Consider the following 22,326-nt stretch of genomic DNA (forward strand, 5'->3'; position numbering starts at 1 on the left):
GTCAGTTCCTGGTTCCGTCCGGGTTTCGATCGTTGCTGCTGCCCTCGATCGTCACCGGACCGCGCTCGGGCGCCTTCGGCGGCAGGATCGGCTGCTTGGCGCCGCGGATCGGGCCGGCGATGCGTTCGATGTAGTCGCGCTCGCTCGGCAGGTTGCCGCCTTCGAAGCGCTCGACCTTGTCGTCCTTGAAGTAGATGGTAACGCGGCTGGTGGTCAGCTCGCCGTTGCCGCGCGCGAGGTAGAAGGGGTAGTCCCAGCGGTCGGCATGGAAGACGTCGGTCAGCAGCGGCGAACCGAGCAGGAAGCGCACCTGCTCGCGGCTCTGGCCGACCTTCAGCTGGTCGAGCATTTCCTGGGACACGAAGTTACCCTGCTGGATGTCGGGGCGGTAGGGCGAGAAGATCCAGAAGAACTTCTGCAGCTTGGTTGCCTGGACGGTCTGGGCGCCCGCATTCGCGGCGGCGGCCGCTTTCTCGGCAGCGGCGGCCTGGACGGCCGGATCGGTGCTCGCCGGCGGCGCGGGACGGGTCTGGTTGCGCCAGGCGGCGCAGCCGGACAGGGTCAGGACGCACGCGAGACCAGCGGCGATGGCTGCCCGTTTCTGGAAACCGCGACGGAGAACGGCTTGTTTGACATGCATAGGTAACCTCAAATCGTTTGAGCGGGAGCTCCAAAACGCTATATCATAAAGCACTATGCAAAACTACGAGCAACAAAACGTGAGCGACCGCCATGAGTAACAACCCGACCGACCTGAAGGCCAGCGGCCTGAAGGCTACCCTGCCGCGCCTGAAAATCCTGGAAATCTTCCAGAACAGCGCCGTACGGCACCTGACGGCGGAAGACGTCTACAAGATTCTGCTGGCCGACAATATGGACGTGGGCCTGGCCACCGTCTACCGTGTCCTGACCCAGTTCGAGCAGGCCGGCCTGCTGAACCGCAACCACTTCGAGACCGGCAAGGCCATCTACGAGCTCAACGCCGGCTCGCACCACGACCACCTCGTCTGCCTTGACTGCGGCCACGTGGAAGAGTTCTACGACGAAGAAATCGAGTCGCGCCAGCACAAGATCGCCGTGGAGCGCGGCTACAAGATTGCCGAGCATTCGCTGGCGATCTACGGAAATTGCGTGAAGGTAGGCTGCCCGCGCAAGCAGTAGATTTACGCGCTTTTACACGCGCTTTTACACTATTGGGGGAACAATGCCGTCGGCATTCTTCCCCCAATTTCAATTCTGGCTCAAGGCATTCGACAGGAGCTTCGCCGTGATATCCACGATCGGAATCACGCGCTCATAGGCCATGCGCGTCGGCCCGATGACCCCCAGCGTGCCCACGATGCGCCCGTTGACCTCGTAGGGCGCCGTCACCACGCTCATCTCGTCCATCGGCACCAGCTTGGATTCGCCGCCGATGAAGATCTGCACCCCGCCCGCCTTGCTCGACACGTCGAGCAGCTGCATCAGGCCGGTCTTCTGCTCGAACATCTCGAACATCTGGCGCAGCGAACTCATGTTGGAAGACAGGTCGGATACCGACAGCAGGTTGCGCTCGCCGGCGATGACCATGTCGTCGCCTTCGGACATCGCCTCGCTCCCCGCCTCGACCGCCACCTGCATCAGGCGGCCCATGTCGTCGCGCAGCTGGGCCAGCTCGCCGGACAGGCGGGCGCGCACTTCGTCGAAGGTCAGGCCGGCGTAGTTCTGGTTCAGGTAGTTGGCCGACTGGATCAGCTGGGCCGGGGTGTAGTCGACTTCGGTGAGCAGCAGGCGGTTCTGCACGTCGCCGCGCGGGTCGACGATCACGAGCAGGATGCGCTTCTCGGACAGGCGCAGGAATTCGATCTGCTGGAACACGGATTCGCGCCGCGGGCTCTGCACCACGCCGGCGAACTGCGACAGCGAGGACAGCATCTGGGCCGCGTTGGCGATGATCTTCTGCGGCTGCTGGCTTGGCAGCCGCATGTTCTGGGCGCCGACCGCATGCTCGTCGAGGTGCTGCACGGTGAGCAGGGTGTCGACGAACAGGCGGTAGCCGCGCGGGGTCGGGATGCGGCCGGCCGAGGTGTGCGGACTGGCGACATAGCCCATTTCCTCGAGGTCGGCCATGATGTTGCGGATCGTGGCCGGCGACAGGTCGAGGCCGGAGATCTTCGAGAGCGCGCGCGAGCCGACCGGCTGGCCGTCGGCGATATAGCGCTCGACGAGGGCTTTGAGCAAGGTCTGGGCGCGGGGTTCGAGTTGCATTCAGGCTAACAGAGTGACGGTGCGCGATGGAGACACGCGGAAGGTGTGTCTATGGTGTGTCCATATATTATGCACGTTCAGCCCTTGGGGGCGCCAGTCATCCGTGCTCGCGCTTGAGCCAATCGAGCAGGCCGTCCAGGTCGTGCACCTCGGCATCGGGCTTGACCTCGTCCGGCAGGTAGTTCACCTGGCCGGTACGGTTCATCCACACAGCCCTGAGACCGGCGCGCTGGGCGCCGTAGACGTCCAGGCGCAGGTCGTCGCCGACATAGACCGCCTCCCCCGGCGCCACGCCCAGCTGGCGGCAGCATTCCAGGAAGATGGCGGCATTCGGCTTGGCCACGCCGAAGGCGGGCGCCGACACCGAGGCGTCGAAATGGCGCGCCAGGCCGATGGTCTGCAGGTCGGCATTGCCGTTGGTGACGGAACCGATGCGGACCCGGCCTTTCAGGCGCAAGAGGCCCGGCAGCACGTCGTCATAGGGGATCACGGCATTGCGGGCGGCGAAGAACTCGGTCATCGCCAGTTCCACCTTGGCCGAATCCTCGCCGGCCTGCTCGAAGGCGGCGATCAGGCCGGCGCGGCGCAGGGCGCCGAGGTCGAGCTGGAATTCGGGCTGGCGCGCCAGCAGCTCGAGCCGGGCCTGGCGCAGGGTCTCGATGGTGTACTGCTGCGCCACCCGGGGCGCGTTCTCGCGCAGCCAGGCGAACAGGATCTGTTCGGCCTCCAGGATCACGGGGGCGATTGGCCACAGGGTGTCGTCGAGGTCGAACAGGACGGCCTTGGGCCAGGGGCGGCGCGGGGAGCTCATGGTTGTATTGGTGGAAGTGGTCTGGCCAAGCATAGCGAGCACTGGCATGGAAAGCAATCGGACGCGCCTTTGCATCTGCAGTTGGTTACACCGTGATACAAAGGGAAACCGTCCAGCTGCTTGCCAAATGGACTAAAATGTTGGGCGATTATCAGTCAAGGCGCGCGTCCAAATTACTTTCTCGCGGCATCTTGCGCGCCCTACCCGTCAGATTTTGGAGAAATTATGAAGAGTTCTTACCTGCGTGCCGGTGCTGCACTGGCATGCGCGCTGACGCTGTCCGCCTGCGGCGGTAGTGACGGCAATATGCTGCTCGGCGGCCAGTTTTCCGGCGTCACCAAGACCGGCCTGGTCCTGACCAACAACGGCGGCTCCGACCTGGCGGTCACCCCCACCGGCACCGGCACCGGCGAATTCTATTTCCCTGGCCTGCTGGAATCCGACGACAAGTACGACGTGCAGGTCAAGAGCATTCCGAGCAATGCCGAGAAGTGCGAACCCTTCTATAACACCGGTCGCGTCGTCTACGACGTGCTCAGCGTCCGCATCATCTGCACGCTCAAGCAGCACGAGCTGCGCGGCACCGTCACCGGCCTGACCGGCGCCAACCTGGTGCTGATCAACGGCTCGACCCGGGTTCCGGTTCCGGCCGGCGCGACCACCTTCTCGATGCTCAAGATCGACGAAGACGCCCCCTACGGCATCACCATCCTGACCCAGCCCGACAACCAGACCTGCACCGTCGCCAACGGCACCGGCACGATGGGCGCGAACGACGTCACCAATGTGGCGGTCACCTGCGGTCCCCGCACTTAAGGAGCAATGCATGAAGTCTTACCTGATTCGTCCGGCCGGCGCGCTGGTCCTGGCGCTGGCCCTGGCATCCTGCGGCGGTGGCGACGACGACAAGTTCACGGTGGCGGGTTCCGTCGGCGGCCTGCTCTATCCCGGTCTCGTGCTGCAGAATAATGGCGGACAAGACCTGACGCTGAATCCGCCGGCCAATGCCACCGATCGCGTGAATTTTTCCTTCCCGAACAAGATCGAGTATGGCGAAGTCTACAACGTCTCCATCAAGACCCAGCCGGCCCACCAGACCTGCGGAGCGGATCCCGAGGTGGCGGATGGCCGGACCGACACCGCCGGCCGCCTGGCCACCATCGACGTGCGCCTGATGTGCTACATCAACACTGCAGCAGTCGGCGGCACCATTACCGGCCTGACGGAAGCCAACACCGGCCTGGTGCTGACCAACGGCAGCAATACCGGCACCTATACCCCATCCCTCGACGCCATCAAGGCCGCCAAGCCCTTCCGCTACGACCTGCCGGTCAAGGTTCCCTATGGCGTGACCTACGGCGTGACGGTGCTGACCCAACCGGTCGGCCGCTTCTGCACCGTGGTCAATGCCACCGGCACCATGGGCGATAACGCCGTGACCAACGTCGACGTCAACTGCGTTCCGGTGTGATATATCAAAAACGTATGATAAATATGCGAAAAGAGAATTGGACTTATATGCTGTGACGCAGCATACTTACTCCTGTCTCCTCCAACTCTCCTCAGAAAAGAATTGGATTTCAAGCCCGCCTTCAACAGCGGGCTTTTTTTTCGTCCCTGTGCCGGACGCGGCGGCCGATCAGTTGGCGCGCTTGGCGCTGACCTTCACTACGGCGACCTGCGAGGCGCCGACCGAGACCTGGGCGTTGTAGGCGTCAGCCGCGCGAGTGGTAGCGGCATTGGCGAAGCTGCTGGCGCCGGCGAGGACCAGGGCGGCGAGGAAGATGGCTTCCATGTGCTTGAGGACGTTCATGTCGTGCTCCTTCGGTGAATTTGCGGGCCAAAACGGCCTGTCGATGGAAGCACTGTAGCCAATGGCTCTCCCTCACTCCAGCAAGGTGCGACGGACTGCAGGAATGGGAGGGTGAAGGGCGAAAATGGGGGATGTGCGGCGATTGTGCGCCGCAAAAATCAGAGGGTGACCGGCAAGGCCGGCCACCCGGCGGCATCAGAGCAGATTGGCGAGCGCGACGTACTGCTCGAGGCCGACAGCCTCGGGACGGGCGCCCGGATCGATGCCCGCTTCCACCAGCTGCGCCTCGGTGAACATGCCCGCCACGCAGTTGCGGATCACCTTGCGCCGCTGCGAGAAGGCCTTGGCCACGACCTTTTCCAGGGTGTCGCCGTCCACCTCGAGCATCTGGCGCTTGGGGATCATGCGCACGATGGCCGAGTCGACCTGGGGCGGCGGGTCGAAGGCCGTGGGCGGCACGATGAAGAGCAGGTCCATGTCGTAGCGCCACTGGAGCATCACCGACAGGCGGCTGTAGGCCTTGGTGCCGGGCTCGGCCACCATGCGCTCCACCACCTCTTTCTGCAGCATGAAGTGCTGGTCCTCGACCAGGGAGGAGAAGGCCGCCAGGTGGAACAGCAGCGGGCTCGAGATGTTGTAGGGCAGGTTGCCGACGATGCGCAGCTTCCGCCCTTCCGGCACCGGGATGGAGGCGAAGTCGAACTTCAGGGCGTCGCCCGAGTGCACGGTGAGTTTCTCGCGCGGATAGGCTTTTTCGAGGCGCGCTACCAGGTCGCGGTCCAGTTCCACCACGTGCATGTGGTCGAGTTGCTTGAGCAGCAGCGCCGTCATGGCGGCCAGGCCCGGGCCGATCTCGACCATCGCCTCGCCGCGGCGCGGCGCGATCGAATCGATGATGTTGTTCAGGACGTGGTCGTCGGTCAGGAAGTTCTGGCCGAAGCGCTTGCGGGCGACGTGTTTCATCTGTTTCTCTTCTTGTTGATTGCTTCAGGCGCGGCGCGCATGCGCCATCTGCATGGCGGCGCGGATCGCCTCGATCATGCTGCCGCAGTCGGCCAGGCCCAGGCCCCGGGCCGCCAGGTCCAGCGCGGTGCCGTGGTCAACCGAGGTGCGCACAATGGGCAGGCCGAGGGTGACGTTGATGCCGCGTCCGAAGGTCGCGTGCTTCAGGACCGGCAGGCCCTGGTCGTGGTACATGGCCAGCACGCAGTCGGCGCCCTCCAGGTACTTGGGCTGGAACAGGGTGTCGGCCGGGTAAGGCCCGCGCGCGTCGATGCCGCGCGCCCGTGCCTCCTCCAGCACCGGCGTGATGACCTCGATTTCCTCGCGGCCCAGGTAACCGTTCTCGCCCGCGTGCGGGTTCAGGCCGGTGACCAGGATGCGCGGCGCGGCGATGCCGAATTTCGATTTGAGGTCGGCGTCGATGATGCCGATCACCTGCGCCAGGTTCTCGCGCGTGAGCGCGGCGGGCACGTCCTTCAGCGGCAGGTGGGTGGTGGCCAGGGCCACGCGCAGATAGGGCTGGCCGCCGCCGGGCTGGCCCGCCAGCATCATCACGACCTTCGCTGTATTCGTCTTCTCGGCCAGGTATTCGGTGTGGCCGGAAAACGCCACGCCGGCGTCGTTGATCGTGCTTTTCTGGAGCGGCGCGGTGACGATGCCCTCGAACCAGCCCGCGAGGGCGCCCTCGATCGCGAGGTCGAGGGTGTCGAGCACGGCGCGGCCGTTTTCGGGGTTCAAGGTGCCGGGCAGCACGTGGGCGGCGAGCGGCACGTCGATGACGGCCAGCCGCTCCTTGCCGAAGTGCGGCAGGCCGCCGTTGCGCAGGGCCTGGATCGACAGCGCCGACAGGCGGATGGCGGGGTCGATCAGGCCGGCGGTGAGCGCCAGGAAGGCGGCGTCGCCGACCAGCACGCAATTGGATTCCCCGCGCATCGCCCAGGCCGCGCGGATCGCGATTTCGGGACCGATGCCGGCCGGCTCGCCGACCGTGATCGCAAGGGCCGGCCGCGTGCTGCCCAGCATCGTCATGCGCTTACGCCTCTTCGCGGAACTCGACGTAGGCGCGGTCACGCACCTGGCGGATCCAGTCTTCCATCGCTTCCTGAATCTTGCGTTCGCGCAGGACCTGGCGCGCCACATTGCGCTCCTTCTGCTGCTTCACGTCTTCGCTCTTGCGCTCGGCCACGCGGATCAGGTGGTAGCCGAAGGGCGATTCGATGACGTCCGACACCTCGCCCGGCTTCAGGCTGGCGAAGGCCTGGTCGAACTCGGGGCCGGCGTCGCCCGGCGCCAGCCAGCCCAGGTCGCCGCCCTTGACGGCGGTGATGTTGTCCTGGCTGTACTGGCGCGCCAGTTCCTCGAAGGTGCCGGCATTGTTGGCGATCTTTTCCTTGATCTCGAGGAGCTTGCGCTTGACCGCGGCCACGTCCATGGTCGGCGTCGGCTTCATGAGGATGTGGCTGGCGCGGGTCTGCTGGATCACTTCCGCGCCGCCTTCGGCCGCCTCGGCCAGGCTGCGCTTGTCGGCCATCTTCAGGATGTGGAAGCCGACGTTGGTCTTGATGATCGGGGTGACCTGGCCCGCGTTCAGCTTGCGCAGCTCGGTGGCGAACACCGGCGGCAGGCGGTCCGGATCGCGCCAGCCGATATCGCCGCCCTTGAGGGCGTCCGGCGCGTCGGAGTAAGTGGCGGCCATCTTGGCGAAGTCGGCGCCGGTGCGCAGCTGGCGCGCCACTTCCTCGGCGCGCGCGCGGCGTGCGGCGATCTGTTCGGGCGAGGCGTTCTCGGGCACCGCCACCAGGATCTGCGCCAGGTTCATCTCGACCTTCTCGGCGGCCGCCGCCTTGGAGGCGACCAGGTAGGTGTCGATCTCGGCTTCCGAGACCTGCACCTTGGCGTCGACCTCGTGCTCGCGCAGCTGGCTCAGCATGATCTCGTTGCGGATGTCTTCGCGGAACTGGGCGAAGGTCATGCCCTCTTTTTCCATCTGGTTGCGCATCTCCTGCACCGACATCTTCTGGTTCTCGGCGATGCGGCCGATGGTGGCGTCGAGCTGGCGGTCGCTGACGCGCACGCCCATTTCCTTGGCCAGCTGGAGCTGGGCGCGCTCGATGATCATCGACTCGACCACCTGGCGCTCCAGTACCGACTGGTCCGGCATCTGCATATTGCGCGCCTTCAGGTTCTGGGTGGTGGCGGCGAGGCGGTTGCGCACCTCGTTCTTGGTGATCACTTCATCGTTGACGACCACGTGGATCGAATCGATCACCTTGGCATTGCTCGATGCCGGCGGCAGGAAGCCGCTGCCCGGCTTGGCCGCTTCCTGGGCCAGCGCCTGGCCGGCGGTAAGCGAGCACAGCAGTGCCGCTGCGAGGGTAATGTGGTGCAAACGGGTGGAACGCATCATCTGGAAAGCACTCATTCAGGTGAAAGATTGTTCGGCAAAACTGGATCAGTTTAGGGACACGCTGTTAAGTTTGGCTTAAAGGAGCCGGTTTTTGGCGACCGGCTCGCATCAGTTTTACTTAACTAATTGTAGTTTGGATAAGCCAGGCTTAAGGTCGACCCACATTGGTGTTCAGCTGCGTATAGCCCGGGACACTCTTGTTGAATGTCTCGAGCGGATTGCTGCCCAGGCCCAGGCGCGACAGGCCGTTGAGCTCGAGCTGGAAGAAGATCGGCGTCGACGTGGTCTGGGCGGCGGTCACGAAACGCTGGGCGCCGAAACGGAACACCCAGCAGTCGGCCTTGTACTCGAGCCCGATGAGGCTCTCGAGCAGCTTGCCCTTGCCCGGCGTCGCATTCCCGACCGTGTACGAGCGCAGCGCATAGCTCACGCGGCCGACGCCATACCAGCGCTTGGACAGCGGCCACTGGCCGGACAGGTCGACGTTGCGGAAGCTGTCGCGCTGATAACGGTACTCGGCGTTCAGGACCTTCATCCGGGCCGGCTGCCACTGCATGCTCAGGTTCGAGCTGTACAGATTGCTGCCGGTCGCGTCATATTGTACGCCGCTATCGAAGCTCCAGGTCTCGGAAATGCGTCCCGAGGCCGCCACCAGCACGTCGGAACGGCTCTGGTGCTCCGGCTCGTTCGGCAGGTGCACCTGCGGCTCGTCGAAATAGATGCGCTGGCCGAAGGCCAGGCGCAGGCGCTCGGCGCCGTCAGGCTGGATGAAGCGCGACACCACGGCGGCGGTCAGCTGGTTGGCGTCCGACACCCGGTCCGGGCCGACGTAGCGGTTTTCGGAGAACAGCTGGGCGTAGTTGAAACCGGTACGGCCGGTGTCGAAGACCGGGAAGGCGCTCTGGTCCTTGTACGGCGTCTTCACGTAGAACAGGCGCGGCTCCAGGGTCTGGGACATGGCCCGGCCGAACAGCGTGGTCTCGCGCTCGAACACCAGGCCGGCATCGAGCGAGGCCGTGTGCAGGCTACGCGAGAGCTTGCGCTCGCCGGTGTAGTTGTGCTGGTCCAGGTCGTATTTGCTGTAGTGGCCGATCACCTTGGGCGTGATGAACCAGCCCGGACGCACGATCGGATAGCTCAACTGGGCCACGCCCACGGCGCGGTTGCCGCGCACGAGGTCCGGGTGCCAGAAGCGTACCAGCTCGGTGTCGACCGCCCAGTCGAAGCCGGCCACGTCGTAGCGGCCCGCGTGGAAGTTGATCTGCGGGAGCCGGTCGTAGGGACGCGGCACGAACAGGCCATTGGTCGGCGTCGCCGCCGGATCTTGCAGCACCTGGTAGTTCTGGGCGCGCGCGGTCAGGTTCCAGTACTGGCCGCTGTAGTCGGTACGGACCTCGCGCAGCAGCTGGCGTTCGGCGCTGACCGCCACGGTGCGCGAGAAATCGGACGGGTATTCGTCATCCGACGCCCCATGCAGGTTCCAGCCGAAGGACCAGCCCGGGGCCAGGCCCTGGGTGTGGATCGAGTCGACGCGCCAGCGGTCTTCGCCGGTCTCGCGGTCGTTGCGCAGGCCCTCGATGTGGGTCTCGCCCTGGTAGCCGCCGCGCTCCGTCATGCCGAGGTAGCGCCCGGTGGCGCCCAGCTGCAGGCCGCGGTCGAACATATAGCGCGGGTAGACCGTCAGGTCGCGGTTGGGCGCGATGTTGAAGTAGTAGGGCACCATGATCTCGGCCTTGCCCTTGGAGCCGAAGCCCACGGTGGGCGCCAGCCAGCCGGAGCGGCGCGCGCCCGACAGCGAGAACGACAGGGCCGGGGTGCCGAGGATGGGCACGTCCTTGAAATAGATGACGGTCTTGCCGGCCAGGCCGACGTCGCGCCCGCTGTCCAGGCGCAGGGTGCTCGATTTCAGGTACCAGTCCGGGTCCGGGCCTTCGCAGGTGCTGTAGGTGCCGTCGCGCACCAGCGCCACGTCTTCGCCGAGGAAGTCGATGCGCGAGGCATTGCCCTGGGCGTTGTTCAGCTGCAGCCGGTACTCGGGACGCAGCACATAGCCCTTGCCGGTCTCCAGGTTGAGCTGCAGCTCGTCGCCCTTGTAGCGGTCGCCGAAGCGCCACATATTGACGTTGCCGGTGGCCGTGACCTGGTCTTCGATACGGAAGTAGCAGGCGCTGTCGGCGGTGAGGCGGGTCTGGCCGCGTGTCAGTTCGACATTGCGCTCCAGGTTCAGCTGGCGGTCCGGACGGCCGCTGATGTCTTCGGCCTGGATGGTGATCGGCAGGTTCTGCTCGTCCGGATGTGGCGCGGGAGCGACGGTCTGCGCGTACGCTGGGTTCGATGCGGCGGCCACGACGATGGCAACGGCGCTTGCCAGTGCAGTCGGTTTGAACACCTGTCGAGAGGGAAATTGGTGGGCTGCAATCCAGCTCATGGAGAATCTGCGTACGCCATAAAGGGCGGTATTTTTAGAATGAATCCCTTATTATATGGGAATTAGCTCAACCAACCCGATTCACCAGGCCGTCTACATGTCTTCTTTGTATCAAAATACTTCCACTTCCGGCGGCCAGGATGCGCGCCTGCAGCAATTGACCGAATGGCTCGCCACGACGGGCCTGGTGGAAGTCGGGACCGGCCGCCCGGCGTCCGCGGACGCCAGTTTCCGCCGCTATTTCCGCTACGACGTCGTCCCCGGGATGCGCGAGAAGCTCGGCGCCACCCTGGTGGCGATGGACGCCCCGCCCGAGCGCGAGAACGTGCCGGCCTACCTCCACGTGCAGGGCCTCTTGCAGCAGGCCGGCGTGACGGTGCCGGCCATCGTCGCGCAGAAGGTCGAGAGCGGCTTCCTGCTGCTGTCCGACCTCGGCGTGACAACTTACCTGCAGCGCCTGGATTCGGACAACGCACCCTTCATGTATTCGGACGCGGTCGACGCGCTGCTCAAATTCCAGCTGGCCAGCCAGCCGGGCGTGCTGCCGGAATTCGACCGCGCCTTCGTCATGCGCGAGCTGAACATCTTCCCGGAGTGGTACATCGGGAAGCATCTCGGCGTGACGCTGGACGAGAAGCAGCAGGCCACCCTGGACAAGGTCTTCGACGCCATCTGCGCGAATGTGCTGGCCCAGAACCAGGTCTACATGCACCGCGATTTCCACTCGCGTAACCTGATGTGGCTCGAGCAGGGCAACCCGGGCGTGCTGGACTTCCAGGACGCCGTCTACGGCCCCGTCACCTACGACCTCGCTTCGCTGCTGCGCGACGCCTACGTGCAGTGGGACGAAGAGATCGTGCTGGACTGGGTGGTGCGCTACTGGCAGAGCGCCAAGCAGCTCGGCCTGCCGGTCAACCCGGACATCGACGCCTTCTACCGCGACTTCGAATTCATGGCCCTGCAGCGCCACCTGAAGATCCTCGGCATCTTCTGCCGCCTGAACTACCGCGACAGCAAGCCGAACTACATGGGCGACCTGCCGACCGTGATGGACTACGTGCGCAAGACCGCCAACCGCTATACCGAACTCAAGCCCCTGCTGCGCCTGCTCGACGCGCTCGAGGACAAGGCGCCCTCGGTCGGCTACACCTTCTGAAGACGGGGCCATTCATGAAAGCGATGATTTTCGCCGCCGGCCGCGGCGAGCGCATGCGCCCGCTCACGGACGCCTGCCCCAAGCCCCTGCTCAAGGTGCGCGGACGCCCGATGATCACCTACCACGTGCTCAATCTCGTGCGCGCGGGGATCACCGACATCGTCATCAACCACTCCCACCTCGGTCACATGATCGAGGAAGAGCTGGGCGACGGCAGCAGGTACGGCGCGCGCATCGTGTACTCGCACGAGCCGACCCCGCTGGAAACCGCGGGCGGCATCGCCAACGCCCTGCACCTGCTGGGCGACGAGCCTTTCCTGGCCGTGTCGGGCGACATCTACGCGCCCTACTTCGATTTCTCGCAGGTGGTCGACGTCCTGAAGGACAAGGACATGCTGGGCATCCCCTACCCGGCGGACAAGCGCGACATCGCCTGGCTGTGGCTCACGCCGAACCCGTGGCACAACCCGGAAGGGGACTTCGCGCTCGACATGTACACCCTGAAGAATGACGGTCCGGTGAAGTGGAACTTCGCCGGCATCGGCGTCTACCGTCCCGAGATGTTCGAGGGGATCAAGGCGGGCGAATTCGTCAAGTTCGGGCCGCTCATGCGCAAGTTCATCGAACAGGGCCGTGTCGGCGGCGAGTTGTACGAAGGCCAGTGGGTCAACGTCGGCACCGCGCGCCAGCTGGAAGAACTGAACGCGCCGCTGGGGGCGGCCAAGACCGGCTCATGACGGGCCAGGTCGACACCTCCGCCTTTGTCGAACGCCGCGCGCGCCTGGCCGCGCGCATGGAGCCGGGCGCGGTCGCGGTGCTGGCCACCGCGCCGGAACTGCTGCGCAATGGCGACAGCGAGTATCCCTACCGGCACGACAGCTATTTCTATTACCTGACCGGCTACACGGAGCCGGAGAGCGTGCTGGTGCTGGTCGCCGCGCTCGGGGACGCGCCTGCGCGCGCCATCCTGTTCTGCCGCGAGAAGAATGTCGAGCGCGAGATCTGGGACGGTTTCCGTTACGGGCCCGAAGCGGCGCGCGCCACCTTCGGCTTCGACGAAGCGTATCCGATCGGTGAACTCGACGCGCAGATGGCTGGTTTGCTCGCCAATGCGCCGGCCCTGTATTACGCGCTGGGCCATAGCGCCGCGCTCGATGCGCAGGTGAGCGGCTGGCTCAAGGCCGTGCGCGCAAAGAGCCGCACCGGCATCGCGGCCCCGTCAACCACCCACCACCTGCTCGGCATCCTCGACGAGATGCGCCTCTTGAAGGATGCGGGCGAGCAGGCCCTGATGGGGCGCGCGGCCAGCATCGCCGCCGGCGCCCACGCGCGCGCCATGCGCTTCACGCGGCCCGGCGTGTTCGAATACGAGATCGAGGCCGAGCTGCTGCACGAATTCCGCCGCCACGGCGCCCAGTTCCCCGCCTACACGCCGATCGTCGCCTCGGGCGCGAACGCCTGCGTCCTGCACTACAACGCCAACAACCGCCCATGCCTGGACGGCCAGCTGGTGCTGGTCGACGCCGGCTGCGAGCTCGATGGCTACGCCTCCGACATTACCCGCACCTGGCCGGTGAACGGCCGCTTCAGCGCGCCGCAGCGGGCCTTGTACGAGCTGGTCCTGCAGGCGCAGCAGGCGGCGTTTGCCGCCATCGTGCCGGGCCGCCCCTACAGCGATGTGCACACCGCGGCCGTCAATGTGCTGGCGGGCGGCATGCTGGAGCTGGGCCTGATCGACAGGACGAAGTACGGCACGGTCGAGGATGCCGTGCTCGAGAAGGCCCACCTGCCCTTCTACATGCACGGCACCGGCCACTGGCTCGGCATGGACGTGCACGACGTCGGGCCGTATCGCGACCTCACGCTGCCGGACCGGCCATCCCGCCCCCTGCTGCCGGGCATGGCGCTGACGGTGGAGCCAGGCATCTATGTGCGGCCCGGCGAAGGCGTGCCGGAGGAATTCTGGAACATCGGCATCCGGATCGAGGACGACGTGATCGTCAGCGAGAGCGGGTGCCGCATCCTGTCCGGCGACGCGCCGAAGAGCGTCGCCGACATCGAAACCCTGATGGGAGAACGCTGATGGCGCCTGAACGCATCGACGTCGACATCGCGATCTGCGGCGCCGGCCCGGTCGGCCTGGCGCTGGCCGCCTTCCTCGTGCGGCGCGGCGTGCAGGGCGAGCGCATCGCCCTCATCGACGGCAAGTCGCTCGGCCAGGCGATCACGGATCCGCGCTCGATCGCCCTTTCCTGGGGCAGCGTGCAGCTGCTCGACGAGGTGCGCGCCTGGCCCTTGCCCGCCACGCCGATCCACGAGATCCACGTCTCGCGCCGCGGGCAGCTGGGCCGCAGCCTGATGGACCGCCTTGAACACGGCCTGCCGGCGCTGGGCTATGTGGCGCGCTACGGCGCCGTGGTCGATGCGCTGGCGCGGGCCTGCGACGCGGCCAGGGTGCGGACCGTCCGCCCGGCCCGGGTGGAATCCTTCGACGAAGAAGACGAGGGCGTGCAACTGCGCCTGGACGACGGCCGCACCGTGGTGACAAAAGTGGCCGTGCAGGCCGAAGGCGGCGTCTTCGGCCAACAGGAAAGCAAGGCCCGACAGCGCGACTACGAACAGACCGCCCTGATCGCGCGCGTGACCGTGAGCGATCCGATCGCGCACCGCGCCTTCGAGCGTTTCACCGACGAGGGACCGCTGGCCCTGCTGCCGCAGGACGACGGCGACGGTCACGGCTACGCCCTGGTCTGGTGCATGCGCCCGGAACGCGCCGTCGACATCCAGCTGCTCGACGACACCGCCTTCCTGCGCGCACTCGGCGACGCCTTCGGCACCCGTCTCGGTGATTTCACAGCCGCGTCGCCCCGCGTCGCCTTCCCCCTCGGCCTGAACGCCGAAGCCCGCGCGACAAGCCGCACGGTCGCCATCGGCAACGCCGCCCAGACCCTGCACCCGGTCGCCGGCCAGGGCCTGAACCTCGGCCTGCGCGACGCCGCCGTCCTGGCCCGCCAGCTGGCCCGCGGCGCCACGCCGGATGCCATCGCCTCTTTCATGCTCGAACGCAGCCAGGACCGCAGCCTGACGATCGGCCTGACCGACACCATGGCCCGCGCTTTTGTGGGTCGTGGCCCCCTGCAACCCCTGCTCGGCCTTTCGCTGGCCGCCCTCGACATCGTCAAGCCCGCCCGCCTCCTGCTTGCCGACCTGATGATGTTCGGCCGCCGCTGACCTCTCAATGAGGGTCAGAGTCAAATTATTCGCCAAGATCTTCGGATCAACAGGCCCGGATCAATTGATCGTCACGCCAATCAATTGATCTAAAGATTGTGTTCAATAATTCGACTCTGACCCTCATTTTGTCGGTGAGAAAGCAGAGCAAACCTAATTAGGGTCAGAGTCGAATTAATCGCCAAAAGTCTTATCGCAACTGGTTGAGTGCCATTTCCCTTGGCATCAAGACCGATCGGGGGATCAATTGGTAGATAATTTGACTCTGACCCCACAGGGTGGGGTCAGGCGAGGCGCAGGACGTTGGGGCGCCGCGGGGTGGCGTCTTCGTGGAAGAGGTCGGCCAGGTATTCGAGGAGGCCGTCCTCGGAAATGTCGTGGGGGACGATGAAGTCGGCAGGACGGCGCTTGCCATCGCTGCCGGGGTAGAAGGCTTGCCAGGCGCCGGGCGCGCCGGTGATGGTCACCAGCGTGCCGAAGACATTGAAACGCAGTTCCCGCATCCTTACTCCACTGCCTTCACCATCGATTCGATCACCTTCTTGGCGTCGCCGAAGACCATCATCGTGTTGGGCTGGTAGAACAGCTCGTTGTCCAGGCCCGCATAGCCCGAGGCCATCGAGCGCTTGTTGACGATGATGCTCTTGGCTTTGTAGGCCTCGAGGATCGGCATGCCGGCGATCGGGGATTTCGGGTCCTTGGCCGCCGGGTTCACCACGTCGTTCGCGCCCAGCACCAGCACCACGTCGGTCTGGCCGAATTCGCCGTTGATGTCTTCCATCTCGACCACCTGGTCGTAGGGCACCTCGGCCTCGGCCAGCAGCACGTTCATGTGGCCGGGCATGCGGCCCGCCACCGGGTGGATCGCATAGCGCACCTGCACGCCGTGCTCGGTCAGCTTGTCGACCAGTTCCTTCACCGAATGCTGGGCGCGCGCCACCGCCAGGCCGTAGCCGGGGACGATGATGACCGATTCCGCATTCTGCAGGATGAAGGCGGCGTCGTCGGCCGAACCGGATTTCACGGGGCGCTGTTCCTTCGCCTCGCCCGCGTCGCTGACGGCCTCGCCACCGAAGCCGCCCAGGATCACGTTGAAGAAAGAACGGTTCATGGCCTTGCACATGATGTACGACAGGATGGCGCCACTCGAGCCGACCAGGGAGCCCGCGATGATCAGCATCGAGTTGTTCAGCGAGAAGCCGATGCCCGCCGCCGCCCAGCCCGAATAGGAGTTCAGCATCGACACCACCACCGGCATGTCGGCGCCGCCGATCGGGATGATGATCAGCACGCCCAGCACGAAGGACAGCGCGGCCATGATGAGGAAGGGGGTCCAGCTCGGCGCCACGCCATCCGCGAAGCAGAACAGCAGGCCGAGGGCGATGATGGCGATGGCCAGCACCAGGTTGAGGATGTGCTGGCCGGCGAAGCGCACCGGCGCGCCCTGGAACAGGCGGAACTTGTACTTGCCCGAGAGTTTGCCGAAGGCGATCACCGAACCCGAGAAGGTCACTGCGCCGACAAAAGTGCCGATGAAGAGCTCCAGCCGGTTCCCGAAGGGCAGCGGGGTCTCGCGCGTGGCGATGTTGAAGGCCCAGGGTTCGGACACGGCGGCCACCGCGATGCACACGGCGGCCAGGCCGATCAGCGAGTGCATCGCCGCCACCAGCTCGGGCATCTTGGTCATCTCGACCTTCCTGGCCGCATAGGCGCCGATCGCGCCGCCCACCACCACGCCGAGGATCACCAAGGGGAAGCCCATCCCATGCCCCGTGGCGAGTTCCGCCTGCAGCTTGAAGATCAGGGCCACGGTGGTCAGGACCGCGATCGCCATGCCGGCCATGCCGAAGGTATTGCCCACCCGCGCCGTCGAAGGCGAGGACAGGCCCTTGAGCGCCTGGATGAAGCACACCGAGGCCACCAGGTAGAACAGCGTCACGACGTTCATGCTGATGTAGTTCATGCGCGTTCTCCCGCAGCCGAAGCGGCATCGGCGCCAGGCCTGGCGACGGCCTTGGGCTCCTTCTTCTTGAACATCTCCAGCATGCGCCGGGTGACCATGAAGCCGCCGAACACGTTGACGGCGGCCAGCGCCACCGCGACGGTGCCGGCCACCTGTCCGGTCAGGCCCTCGGTCAGGCCGGCGGCCAGCATGGCGCCGACGATGATGATGGCGGAGATCGCGTTGGTGACCGCCATCAGCGGCGTATGCAGCGCGGGGGTGACGTTCCAGACCACGTGGTAGCCGACGTAGATGGCCAGCACGAAGATGATCAGGTTGATGATGGTGTGGCTGATTTCCATGCTTCGCTTCTCCTGTCGTCTTATGTTCTCAACACCGCACCGTCCGCGCACACCAGGGTCGCGCGCACGATCTCGTCCTCGCGGTCGATCGTGAACTTGTCTTCCTTGTCGATCACCAGCTTGAGGAAGTCCAGCACATTGCGCGCATACAGGGCCGATGCATCGGCCGGGACCAGGGCAGCCAGGTTCGGTTCGCCGATGATGTGCACGCCGTGCTTGAGCACGGTGCGGTTCAGTTCCGTCAGCGGGCAGTTGCCGCCCTGCTCGATCGCCATGTCGACGATCACCGAGCCGGGCTTCATGGCGCGTACGGTATCCTCGCCAATCAGCACCGGCGCCTTGCGGCCCGGGATCAGGGCGGTGGTGATGATGATGTCGGCGAGTTTCGCCCGCTCGTGCACGAGCGCCGCCTGGCGCTGCATCCAGGCGGCCGGCATCGGCCGCGCGTAGCCGCCGGCGCCTTGGGCGATCTCGCGTTCCTCGTCGGTTTCGTAAGGGACGTCGATGAACTTGGCGCCCAGCGACTCGACCTGTTCCTTCACCGGCGGGCGCACGTCGGAGGCCTCGATCACGGCGCCGAGGCGCTTGGCGGTGGCGATCGCCTGCAGGCCGGCCACGCCCACGCCCATGATCAGGACGCGCGCCGCCTTCACGGTGCCGGCGGCCGTCATCAGCATGGGCATGAAGCGCCCGTAGGTGTTCGCGGCCAGCATCACGGCCTTGTAGCCGGCGATGTTCGCCTGGCTCGAGAGCACGTCCATCGACTGGGCGCGCGTGATGCGCGGCGCGGCTTCCAGTGCGAACGCGGTGAGGCCTGCACCGGCCAAGGCCGCGAGGTTCTCGGCATCGAAGGGATTGAGCATGCCGACCAGCACGCTGCCGGTACGCATGCGGGCGCGTTCTTCGGCATCGGGGCTGCGTACCTTGAGCACCATGTCGGCGCCAAAGGCGGTGGCGGTGTCGACGATGGTGGCGCCGGCCGCTTCATACGCGGCATCCGGGCAGGCGGCTCGCAGGCCGGCGCCCGCTTCCACCAGTACCTGGTGGCGCGCGGCCAGTTTCTTGACGGTTTCGGGAGTTGCAGCGACGCGGGTCTCGCCCGGCCTGGTCTCGGCCGGTATGCCAATTCTCATGAAAATCCCTCCTTCAGTGGACAGACTGTCCACAATCTACCATGTAATGACGTCTAATTGCTCGATAACAAATACTAAAAAGCCAATATTCGATTCTGGCGGAAAGGGGGACGTGGAGCCAGCGAGACGGCCTGCTTGTTTGCACTAGATCAAGGCCATTTAACGACAGGCAAGCGCACCGGAGGGGCATGGATGAGCAGAGGTGCCCGCTGTCAAGGTAGAATACCGGCTCATTTTCAAGGATGCGCATGACCGATATCTTCAAACCATCCGTGACCGTCGCCGCGATCATCGAACGCGATGGCCGTTTCCTGCTGATCGAGGAAGAGACGAGCGAAGGCGTGAAACTGAACCAGCCGGCGGGCCACCTCGATCCGCACGAGTCGCTCGAGCAGGCGGTGGTACGCGAGGCGCTGGAGGAAACCGCGCACGAATTCATCCCCACGGGCCTGGTCGGCATGTACATGTCGCGCTACCACTCGAAGTCGCGCGGCACCGACGTCACCTACCTGCGCTTCACCTTCTGCGGCCACGCCGGCCGCGAACTCGACCAGCCGCTCGACGACGGCATCCTGCGCACCCTGTGGATGACGCGCGACGAAATCGCCGCCACCGCCGAACGCCACCGCAGCCCGATCGTGCTGCAGTGCGTGGACGACTACCTGGCCGGCAAGCGCACCGAACTGAATTTGCTGTACACCCACCCCTCCGTGTTCGAGGGCGGGATCTAAAGATAACGGAACTGAAATGAGCAAGAAAAAAGTCGTGATCGGGATGTCGGGCGGTGTCGACTCCTCGGTCGCGGCGTGGATGCTGAAGGAACAGGGCTACGAAGTCATCGGCCTGTTCATGAAGAACTGGGAAGACGACGACGACTCGGAATACTGCTCGACGCGCCAGGACTGGATCGACGCGGCCAGCGTGGCCGACGTGGTCGGCGTGGACATCGAGGCGGTCAACTTCGCCGCCGAGTACAAGGACCGCGTGTTCGCGGAATTCCTGCGCGAGTACCAGGCCGGCCGTACGCCGAATCCGGACGTGCTGTGCAATGCCGAGATCAAGTTCAAGGCCTTCCTCGACCATGCAATGAAGCTGGGCGCCGACCTGATCGCGACCGGCCACTACGCGCGCGTGCGCGAGAACGACGGCCGCTTCGAGCTTCTAAAGGCGTTCGATCACACCAAGGATCAAAGTTACTTCCTGCACCGCCTGAACCAGGCCCAGCTCTCGAAGTCGCTGTTCCCGCTGGGCGAGATCCCGAAGACGGAGGTGCGGAAAATCGCCGAACGCCTGCAGCTGCCCAACGCGCAGAAGAAGGACTCGACCGGCATCTGCTTCATCGGCGAGCGCCCTTTCCGCGAGTTCCTGAACCGCTACCTCTCGCACAAGCCGGGCCCGATGAAACTGGACGACGGCACCGTGGTGGGCGAGCACATCGGCCTGTCCTTCTATACGCTGGGCCAGCGCAAGGGCATCGGCATCGGCGGCCTGAAGTCGCACAAGAACGCGGACGGCACCAGCGAGCCCTGGTTCGTGGCGCGCAAGGACGTCGCCACCAATACGCTCTACATCGTGCAGGGGCACGATCACCCCTGGCTGCTTTCCTCGCGCCTGGAAGCAGGCCAGGCCAGCTGGATCGCGGGCGAAGCCCCGAGCCCGCGCCTGCTGTCGGCCAAGACCCGCTATCGCCAGGCCGATGTGGCCTGCACCGTGCAGGCCGATGGGCTGGAGCGTTTCGCGCTCGATTTCACGGATCCGCAATGGGCCGTGACGCCGGGACAGTCGGCCGTGCTCTACGACGGCGACGTGTGCCTGGGTGGCGGCATCATCGACGTCAACACCGCCATCTGATTTCGTAGGGTGGTCGGCTCTGCCGACCGCGCGTTCAACCAGCGTGGAAATGGCCGAGACGCGTCAATTCACCTTGTAGTTGAACGCGCGGACGGGAATCTAGTCCACTGGACTAGATTCCCCCGTCCACCCTACAGGTTCAACGGCATGCCAGCCACTCGGCCAGCGCCCCCGCCGCCATCGGCTTCCCGTATAAATACCCCTGCGCCTCGTCGCAGCCAGCCTCGCGCAGCAACTGCGCCACGCTTTCCGTCTCCACGCCCTCGCCCACCACGCGGTGGCCCAGGTCGTGCGACAGCTTGATCATCGCCGTGACGAGCGACAGCGTGCGTTCGTCGTTCCCGATGCCGCGCACGAAAGACTGGTCGATCTTGACCACGTCGGCCGGCATCTCCTGCAAATAGGCCAGGCTGCTGTAGCCGGTGCCGAAGTCGTCGATCGCGATCTTCACGCCGGCCGCGGCCAGGCGCGCCATGGTGTCCTGGGCCGCCTTGGGTTTGCGCATCAGGGCGCTCTCGGTCAGTTCCAGCGCCAGGCTGGCGGGGTCGAGCGCGTGGCGCTGCAGGCCGTCCAGCACGCGCTCGCAGAAGTCCGGTTCTTCCAGGTTGACGGCCGAGACGTTGACCGCCACCTGCAGGGCCACGCCTTCCTTGCGCCAGGCGGCCAGCTGGCGCATCGCCGCCGCCAGGACCCATTCGGTGGTGGCGCGCGCGAGCGAGGTGCTTTCGACGATGGGGATGAATTCTGCCGGCGAGATGAAGCCTTCCTCGGCATGGGTCCAGCGCAGCAGGGCTTCCACGCCATGGCAGGCGCCGCCTTGCAGGTCGACCTTGGGCTGGAACACGAGATGCAGCTCGCCCGGCTGCTGCAAGGCGCGTCCGAATTCGCCGATCAGCCAGAAGCGGCGCCGGTAGGCCGCGTCCTGCTCTGGCGAGTAGACGCGCAGGCCCGACTCTGCGCCGAGCGCGTCGTGGGTGGCGCTGTGCAGGTTGCGCAGGATGTCGAGCGGCGCGTCCTGGCCCACCGCGAAGCGCGCCAGGCCGGCGGTGGTGGTCGTGATGAAGCGCGCGCCGCCGGCGGGAGCGCGCTCGCCGAGCCAGGCCAGCAGGGTGCCGCTGAAGCGCACCAGCGAGGCGCCCCGCGGGGCGACGAAGGCGAAATCCGTGGTGCCCACGTGGTAGACCTTGCCGCCGTCGGCCAGCTGGCGCAACGCCGGCACCGCCGCGCGCACGATCTCGTCCAGGTGGGCACTGCCCATCACGCGCATGGCGTCGCTCAGTTCTCCCGGACTGGCCAGGCTCACCAGCGCGGCCAGCCGCATCTCTCCAACCGTCTCGGCCAGGGCGAGATCGCGCACGTCGCTGACGAACTGGTTCCGGTTGGGCAGGCCGCTGATCGGGTCGACCCGGCCGAGCGCATGCTGCAGCTCGATCTGCGCCATCACCATCGCCGCCAGGTCCTGCAAGGCCGCGCGGTCGGCATCGCTCACGGCGCGCGGTTCGAGGCCGAGCACGCACAGCGCTCCCAGGCGGTGGCCCGACTTGGTCGTCAGGGGCGCGCCCAGGTAGAAGCGGATGCCGCTCCCGGCCAGCGGGCTGTCGCGGAAGCACGCGTCCTCCAGCAGGTCCGGCACCGCCAGCACCTCGCCGCTTTCGGCCACCGCCGCGCAGGGCGCCTTCAGGCGCGGGATCTGGCTGTGCGCCACCCCCACCTTCGACTTGAACCACTGGCGGTCGGCGTCGGTCAGCGACACCGCCGCGATCGGCAGCTGGAACAGCTGCGCCGCCATGCGCGTGATGCGGTCGTAGGCCTCGCTCGGCGCCGTGTCCAGCAATTCCAGCTGGCGCAGCGCCTCCAGGCGGCCGGCTTCCGCCAGATGGGGTTCGTACGGTGAGTTCATGGCAGGCCCTTGGGGGTCGCACGCTCGACGGCGCACGAATTTA

General features: G+C 65.8%; 22 protein-coding genes. 9 read left to right on the plus strand and 13 right to left on the minus strand.

Annotated features, from left to right (window positions below; genetic code table 11):
• Position 1 precedes the first annotated feature (1 nt).
• Positions 2–640 carry an outer membrane protein assembly factor BamE gene (locus NX780_RS06800; protein WP_258827091.1) on the minus strand — a complete coding sequence of 213 codons (639 nt, stop codon included), beginning with the start codon at positions 638–640 and terminating at the stop codon, positions 2–4.
• Between the two features lie 92 nt (positions 641–732).
• Here NX780_RS06800 and fur point away from each other — a divergent pair, with 92 nt between their 5' ends.
• Positions 733–1,161 (plus strand): ferric iron uptake transcriptional regulator, encoded by a 429-nt coding sequence (gene fur, locus NX780_RS06805; RefSeq protein ID WP_258827092.1) that lies wholly within the window; start codon positions 733–735, stop codon positions 1,159–1,161.
• Positions 1,162–1,230: 69 nt separating this feature from the next.
• Here the strand turns inward: fur and hrcA are convergent, their stop codons facing one another.
• Together hrcA and NX780_RS06815 are read right to left on the minus strand one after the other, a co-directional pair.
• On the minus strand, positions 1,231–2,247 hold the full coding sequence (gene hrcA, locus NX780_RS06810; RefSeq protein WP_258827093.1) for a heat-inducible transcriptional repressor HrcA: 1,017 nt from the start codon (positions 2,245–2,247) through the stop codon (positions 1,231–1,233).
• A 97-nt stretch (positions 2,248–2,344) separates the two neighbouring features.
• Positions 2,345–3,058 (minus strand): HAD family hydrolase, encoded by a 714-nt coding sequence (locus NX780_RS06815; RefSeq protein ID WP_258827094.1) that lies wholly within the window; start codon positions 3,056–3,058, stop codon positions 2,345–2,347.
• A 225-nt stretch (positions 3,059–3,283) separates the two neighbouring features.
• On the opposite strand from NX780_RS06815, the gene NX780_RS06820 reads away from it, so the two are divergent.
• Both NX780_RS06820 and NX780_RS06825 read left to right on the plus strand, forming a co-directional pair.
• Positions 3,284–3,874 (plus strand): hypothetical protein, encoded by a 591-nt coding sequence (locus NX780_RS06820; RefSeq protein ID WP_258827095.1) that lies wholly within the window; start codon positions 3,284–3,286, stop codon positions 3,872–3,874.
• 10 nt (positions 3,875–3,884) lie between these two features.
• A complete protein-coding gene (locus tag NX780_RS06825) occupies positions 3,885–4,529 on the plus strand; it encodes a hypothetical protein (protein ID WP_258827096.1) in 645 nt (214 codons plus the stop codon).
• Positions 4,530–4,697: 168 nt separating this feature from the next.
• Here the strand turns inward: NX780_RS06825 and NX780_RS06830 are convergent, their stop codons facing one another.
• The 5 genes from NX780_RS06830 to NX780_RS06850 form a co-directional block, all read right to left on the minus strand.
• The gene (locus tag NX780_RS06830; RefSeq protein WP_258827097.1) at positions 4,698–4,871 is read right to left on the minus strand and encodes a hypothetical protein; all 174 of its coding nucleotides are present in this window, start codon (positions 4,869–4,871) and stop codon (positions 4,698–4,700) included.
• A 195-nt stretch (positions 4,872–5,066) separates the two neighbouring features.
• Entirely contained in the window at positions 5,067–5,834 is a 768-nt protein-coding gene (rsmA, locus tag NX780_RS06835; protein ID WP_258827098.1) for a 16S rRNA (adenine(1518)-N(6)/adenine(1519)-N(6))-dimethyltransferase RsmA, read from the minus strand.
• A gap of 24 nt (positions 5,835–5,858) precedes the next feature.
• Complete coding sequence (gene pdxA / locus NX780_RS06840) at positions 5,859–6,902, minus strand: 4-hydroxythreonine-4-phosphate dehydrogenase PdxA (protein WP_370663585.1); 1,044 nt, start codon at positions 6,900–6,902, stop codon at positions 5,859–5,861.
• A gap of 4 nt (positions 6,903–6,906) precedes the next feature.
• A complete protein-coding gene (locus tag NX780_RS06845; RefSeq protein WP_258827099.1) occupies positions 6,907–8,280 on the minus strand; it encodes a peptidylprolyl isomerase in 1,374 nt (457 codons plus the stop codon).
• Positions 8,281–8,428: 148 nt separating this feature from the next.
• Entirely contained in the window at positions 8,429–10,708 is a 2,280-nt protein-coding gene (locus NX780_RS06850) for an LPS-assembly protein LptD (RefSeq protein WP_258827100.1), read from the minus strand.
• Positions 10,709–10,805: 97 nt separating this feature from the next.
• On the opposite strand from NX780_RS06850, the gene NX780_RS06855 reads away from it, so the two are divergent.
• Genes NX780_RS06855 through NX780_RS06870 form a run of 4 tightly spaced genes read left to right on the plus strand, consistent with a single transcriptional unit; the run spans position 10,806 to position 15,095 of the window.
• The gene (locus tag NX780_RS06855) at positions 10,806–11,864 is read left to right on the plus strand and encodes an aminoglycoside phosphotransferase family protein (RefSeq protein WP_258827101.1); all 1,059 of its coding nucleotides are present in this window, start codon (positions 10,806–10,808) and stop codon (positions 11,862–11,864) included.
• A gap of 14 nt (positions 11,865–11,878) precedes the next feature.
• Positions 11,879–12,601, plus strand: coding sequence for an N-acetylmuramate alpha-1-phosphate uridylyltransferase MurU (murU, locus tag NX780_RS06860; protein WP_258827102.1), 723 nt, complete (start codon positions 11,879–11,881; stop codon positions 12,599–12,601).
• Positions 12,598–13,947: an aminopeptidase P N-terminal domain-containing protein gene (locus NX780_RS06865; protein WP_258827103.1), complete on the plus strand. Its 1,350-nt coding sequence runs from the start codon at positions 12,598–12,600 to the stop codon at positions 13,945–13,947. Before murU ends, NX780_RS06865 begins: the two co-directional genes overlap by 4 nt.
• Positions 13,947–15,095, plus strand: coding sequence for a UbiH/UbiF/VisC/COQ6 family ubiquinone biosynthesis hydroxylase (locus tag NX780_RS06870; protein WP_258827104.1), 1,149 nt, complete (start codon positions 13,947–13,949; stop codon positions 15,093–15,095). The genes NX780_RS06865 and NX780_RS06870 overlap by 1 nt, the downstream gene beginning before the upstream one ends.
• A gap of 284 nt (positions 15,096–15,379) precedes the next feature.
• Here NX780_RS06870 and NX780_RS06875 read toward each other — a convergent pair whose 3' ends face one another.
• Genes NX780_RS06875 through NX780_RS06890 form a run of 4 tightly spaced genes read right to left on the minus strand, consistent with a single transcriptional unit; the run spans position 15,380 to position 18,532 of the window.
• Positions 15,380–15,598, minus strand: coding sequence for a DUF7661 family protein (locus NX780_RS06875; protein WP_258827105.1), 219 nt, complete (start codon positions 15,596–15,598; stop codon positions 15,380–15,382).
• 2 nt (positions 15,599–15,600) lie between these two features.
• A complete protein-coding gene (locus NX780_RS06880; protein ID WP_258827106.1) occupies positions 15,601–17,058 on the minus strand; it encodes an NAD(P)(+) transhydrogenase (Re/Si-specific) subunit beta in 1,458 nt (485 codons plus the stop codon).
• The gene (locus tag NX780_RS06885; RefSeq protein WP_258827107.1) at positions 17,055–17,399 is read right to left on the minus strand and encodes an NAD(P) transhydrogenase subunit alpha part 2; all 345 of its coding nucleotides are present in this window, start codon (positions 17,397–17,399) and stop codon (positions 17,055–17,057) included. Before NX780_RS06885 ends, NX780_RS06880 begins: the two co-directional genes overlap by 4 nt.
• A 20-nt stretch (positions 17,400–17,419) precedes the next feature.
• On the minus strand, positions 17,420–18,532 hold the full coding sequence (locus NX780_RS06890; protein WP_258827108.1) for a Re/Si-specific NAD(P)(+) transhydrogenase subunit alpha: 1,113 nt from the start codon (positions 18,530–18,532) through the stop codon (positions 17,420–17,422).
• A gap of 248 nt (positions 18,533–18,780) precedes the next feature.
• Here NX780_RS06890 and NX780_RS06895 point away from each other — a divergent pair, with 248 nt between their 5' ends.
• Together NX780_RS06895 and mnmA are read left to right on the plus strand one after the other, a co-directional pair.
• Complete coding sequence (locus NX780_RS06895; RefSeq protein ID WP_258827109.1) at positions 18,781–19,263, plus strand: NUDIX hydrolase; 483 nt, start codon at positions 18,781–18,783, stop codon at positions 19,261–19,263.
• A 16-nt stretch (positions 19,264–19,279) separates the two neighbouring features.
• Positions 19,280–20,383 (plus strand): tRNA 2-thiouridine(34) synthase MnmA, encoded by a 1,104-nt coding sequence (gene mnmA / locus NX780_RS06900; protein WP_258827110.1) that lies wholly within the window; start codon positions 19,280–19,282, stop codon positions 20,381–20,383.
• A 139-nt stretch (positions 20,384–20,522) separates the two neighbouring features.
• Here the strand turns inward: mnmA and NX780_RS06905 are convergent, their stop codons facing one another.
• Positions 20,523–22,283, minus strand: a complete 1,761-nt coding sequence (locus NX780_RS06905; RefSeq protein WP_258827111.1) for a putative bifunctional diguanylate cyclase/phosphodiesterase — start codon at positions 22,281–22,283, stop codon at positions 20,523–20,525.
• Between the last annotated feature and the right edge of the window lie 43 nt (positions 22,284–22,326).

It is taken from the genome of Massilia agri (assembly GCF_024753255.1).
Taxonomy (GTDB): domain Bacteria; phylum Pseudomonadota; class Gammaproteobacteria; order Burkholderiales; family Burkholderiaceae_D; genus Telluria; species Telluria agri.